This is a genomic window from Paracoccus sp. (in: a-proteobacteria), from assembly GCF_030536915.1.
Classification (GTDB): Bacteria; Pseudomonadota; Alphaproteobacteria; order Rhodobacterales; family Rhodobacteraceae; genus Paracoccus.
Map to the genome: position 1 here is coordinate 1 of NZ_JAUNPC010000136.1, position 4,303 is coordinate 4,303.

Annotated in this window: 3 protein-coding genes; all 3 read right to left on the reverse strand. The window is 67.2% G+C overall.

From position 1 onward, the window contains the following. Nucleotides 1-583, reverse strand: a 583-nt coding sequence (locus Q4F04_RS14635; RefSeq protein ID WP_303370535.1) for a biotin/lipoyl-containing protein, incomplete at its 3' end; no start/stop codon positions are given. Between the two features lie 14 nt (nucleotides 584-597). Continuing rightward, nucleotides 598-1,881, reverse strand: coding sequence for a dihydrolipoyllysine-residue acetyltransferase (aceF, locus tag Q4F04_RS14640; RefSeq protein ID WP_303370536.1), 1,284 nt, complete (start codon nucleotides 1,879-1,881; stop codon nucleotides 598-600). A 21-nt stretch (nucleotides 1,882-1,902) separates the two neighbouring features. Further along, the coding region (gene aceE, locus Q4F04_RS14645) for a pyruvate dehydrogenase (acetyl-transferring), homodimeric type (protein WP_303370537.1) at nucleotides 1,903-4,303 on the reverse strand (2,401 nt) is incomplete at its 5' end.

Consider the following 4,303-nt stretch of genomic DNA (forward strand, 5'->3'; position numbering starts at 1 on the left):
CCATCTCCTCGGCCTCGGTGATGACCTTGGCGGCGTGCAGCAGCGCCTTGGAGGGAATGCAGCCCACGTTCAGGCAGACCCCGCCGAGGCTCGGGTTCCTTTCGATCAGAACCACCTTCTTGCCGAGGTCCGCCGCGCGGAACGCGGCGGTATAGCCGCCGGGGCCGGAGCCGAGGACCACGACCTCGGCGTGGACGTCGCCGCGCGCCGAGGCCGGAACCGCCGCCGGGGCGGGCTGCGGCGCGGCCGGGACATCGGCCGGACCGCCGCGCCCGCCATAGCCACTGTCCTTGTTGCGCGGCTCCACCTCGCCCGTGCCCGCGCCCGTACCTGCGCCTGCACCTGCGCCTGCGCCTACGGCCTCCAGCGTCAGGATCAGCGATCCCTCCGAGACCTTGTCGCCCTCCTTCACCGCGATCGCGGCAACCCGCCCCGCGGCGGGCGAGGGCACCTCCATCGTCGCCTTGTCGGATTCAAGCTCGATCAGCGGGGCTTCCTGCGCCACCTCGTCGCCCACGGCGACGAGGATGCTGATGACCGGCACGTCCTTGAAATCGCCGATATCGGGAACCTTGACTTCCATGGCCAGCCCCTCCCTCACAGCATGATCCGGCGCACGTCGCCGAGCAGGTGTTTCAGCGTCGCGGCAAAGCGGGCGGCCAGCGCGCCGTCCACCGCACGATGGTCATAGCTGAGCGACATCGGCAGCATGTTGCGCGCCACGAACTGCTCGCCGTCCCAGACCGGCGCCATCCGCGACCGCGTCAGCCCCAGGATCGCCACCTCGGGCGCGTTGACGATCGGCGTGAACGAGGTGCCGCCGATGCCGCCCAGAGACGAGATGGTGAAGGTCGCGCCCTGCATGTCCTGCGACTTCAGCTCGCCCCCGCGGGCCTTGGCGCTGAGCTCGCCCAGCTCCTTCGAGATCTCGATGATCCCCTTGCGGTCGGCGTCCTTGATGACCGGGACGACAAGGCCGGTCGGCGTATCGGCCGCGAAGCCGATGTTGTAGTAGGACTTGCGGATCAGCTTGTCGCCGTCGGGATGGATCGAGGAGTTGAACTCCCAATGCTTCCTCAGGGCCGAGACGCTGGCCTTGATGACGAAGGACAGCAGCGTGACGCGGTAGCCGTCCTTCTTGGCCTCGTCGTCCAGCTCCTTTCGGTATCGGTCGATCTCGGTGATGTCGGCTTCCTCGTTATGGGTGACGTGCGGCACGTTCAGCCACGACCGGTGCAGCGCGGGTCCTGAGAGCTTCTTGATGCGCGGCATCTCGACATCTTCGACGGGGCCGAACTTCGAGAAGTCCACCACTGGGATCGGCGGGATGCCCATGCCGCCCTGTGCACCGCCCGCCGCGGCGGCGGGGGCGGCCGTGGACTTGAGGGCCGCGGCCACGTCCTCGCGCAGGATGCGGCCCTTGCGACCGCTGCCGTTCACCCTGGACAGGTCCACGCCAAGCTGGCGGGCGAAGGCGCGCACCGACGGCGAGGCATGGGCCTTGCCGAAGCCGCTGTCGGTGATGCCGCCCCCTGACGGCGCCGCCGGAGCCGCAGCCGGGGCAGCAGCCGGTGCCGCGGCGGGCGTCGCCGGCGGGGTGGGCTGGTCCGGGGCATCCTGCGCCGGCGCCGAGGCGGCCGTCACCCCCTCGGCCTCGACGGTCAGGATCAGCGCGCCTTCCGAGACCTTGTCCCCCTCGCTGACCGAGATCGCGGCGACCTTGCCGGCGACGGGGCTCGGAACCTCCATCGTCGCCTTGTCCGATTCAAGCTCAATCAGCGGGTCCTCGACGGCGATGGTATCGCCGATCTTCACGAGGATGCTGATGACCGGGACGTCCTTGAAGTCGCCGATGTCGGGAACGTTCACTTCGATTGCCATGGGGTTCCTCCTCGTTCCCGATCAGACCAGCCGGGGATTGGGCTTGTCGCCGTCGATGTCGTACTTGCTCAGGGCGGCCTGCAGCGTGGCCTCGTCGATCGCCCCCTCGCGGAAAAGATCGACCATGGCAGCCGCGGCGATGTGGTTCGCGTCCACCTCGAAGAAGCGCCGTAGGTTCGCGCGGCTGTCCGAACGGCCGAAGCCGTCCGTCCCCAGCACCGTGTAGCGGCCCGGCACGAAGGCGCGGATCTGCTCGGCGTAGTTCTTCATGTAGTCGGTGGCGGCGATGATCGGCCCCTTCGCCTTCGATAGCTCCTGCGTGGCATAGGCCACGCGCGGCTCGGCCAGTGGATTGAGCCGGTTCCAGCGCGCCGCGTCTTGGCCGTCGCGGGCCAGTTCGTTGAAGCTGGTGGCCGACCAGATGTCGGCGGTGACGCCGAAATCGGCCTCCAGCATCTCGGCGGCCTGCAGCGCCTGCATCAGGATGGTGCCCGACCCCATCAGGTTGACATGCCGCTCGCCCGGCGAGGCAGCCTTGCGAAGGCGGTAGAGGCCGCGGATGATGCCCTCCTCGCAGCCGGCGGGCATGTCCGGGTGGCTGTAGTTCTCGTTCATCAGGGTGATGTAGAAATACACGTCCTCCTGATCCCGATACATCCGCTGCAGCCCGTTGTGGACGATGACCGCCACCTCGTGCTGGAAGGTCGGATCGTAGGTGATGCAGTTGGGGATGGTGCCGGCGAGGATGTGGCTGTGGCCGTCCTCGTGCTGCAACCCCTCGCCGTTCAGCGTGGTGCGCCCGGCGGTCCCGCCCAGCATGAAGCCGCGGGCGCGGCTGTCGCCCGCGGCCCAGGCGAGGTCGCCCACCCGCTGGAAGCCGAACATCGAATAGTAGATGAAGAAGGGGATCATCGGCACGCCGTGGTTCGAATAGGACGTCGCCGCCGCGATCCAGTCGGCCATGGCGCCGGCTTCGTTGATCCCCTCCTGAAGCACCTGCCCTTCCACCGCCTCGCGGTAGTAGGACATCTGCTCGCGGTCCTCCGGCGTGTAGAGCTGGCCTTCGGGGTTGTAGATCCCGATCGAGCGGAACAGCCCCTCCATCCCGAAGGTGCGGCTTTCATCCGGCACGATCGGCACGATATGCCTGCCCAGCTCCTTGTCGCGGATCAGCGTCGTCAGGATCCGCACGAAGGCCATGGTGGTCGAGATCTCACGCTCGCCCGTGCCGGTCAGTTGCGCCTTGAACGTCTCCAGCGGCGGGATTTCCAGCTTCGGCGCCTGCGGGTTGCGTTTCGGGAAGTCCCCGCCCAGCTCTTTCCGGCGATCCGCCAGATAGGCCTTCTGCGCGTTGTTCAGCGCCACGAACGGCGCCTTGGGCAGATCCTCGTCCGAGACGGGGATCTTGAAGCGGTCGCGGAAGGCGCGCAACTGCTCCTCGGCCATCTTCTTCTGCTGGTGGGTGATGTTCTGGCCCTCGCCGGCCGAGCCCATGCCATAGCCCTTGATCGTCTTGATCAGCAGGCAGGTCGGCTGGTTCCTCGTCTCGGTGGCCTTACGGTAGGCGGTGTAGACCTTCTCGGGGTCGTGGCCGCCGCGGTTCAGCGCCCAAATCTGCTCGTCCGTCCAGTCCTCGACCAGCGCCGCGGTCTCGGGATACTTGCCGAAGAAATGCTTGCGGATATAGGCGCCGTCCTTCGACTTGAAGGTCTGGTAGTCGCCGTCCACGGTTTCGTCCATCAACTGCCGCAGACGGCCGGTGGTGTCGGCTTCCAGCAGCTGGTCCCAGCCCTTGCCCCACAGCAGCTTGATGACGTTCCAGCCGGCGCCGCGGAAGTTGCCTTCCAGTTCCTGCACGATCTTGCCATTGCCGCGGACCGGCCCGTCCAGGCGCTGCAGGTTGCAGTTGATGACGAAGATCAGGTTGTCGAGGCTCTCGCGCGCCGCCAGGTCGATGGCGCCGCGGCTTTCGGGCTCGTCCATCTCGCCGTCGCCCAGGAAGCACCACACCTTGCGGTCGACCATGTCGATCAGGCCGCGGTTGTGCATGTATTTCATGAACCGCGCCTGATAGATCGCCATCAGCGGGCCGAGGCCCATCGAGACGGTCGGGAACTGCCAGTAATCCGGCATCAGCCACGGGTGCGGGTAGGAGGACAGCCCGCCTCCGCCCACCTCGGAGCGGAAGTTCAGCATCTGCTCCTCGGTGATCCGGCCCTCCATGAACGAGCGCGCGTAGATGCCGGGGACCGCGTGGCCCTGGAAGAACACCAGATCGCCGCCGTGGATCGCCGATTTCGCCCGCCAGAAGTGGTTCAATCCGACATCGTACATCACCGCCGACGAGGCGTAGGATGCGATGTGGCCGCCGTATTCGCTGGATTCCTTGTTGCGCCGCACGACGACCGCCATGGCGTTCCAG

Coding starts and splice junctions, on each gene's coding strand:
- aceF (WP_303370536.1), bottom strand. CDS start 1,881: ATGGCAATCGAAGTGAACGTTCCCGACATCGGCGACTTCAAGGACGTC.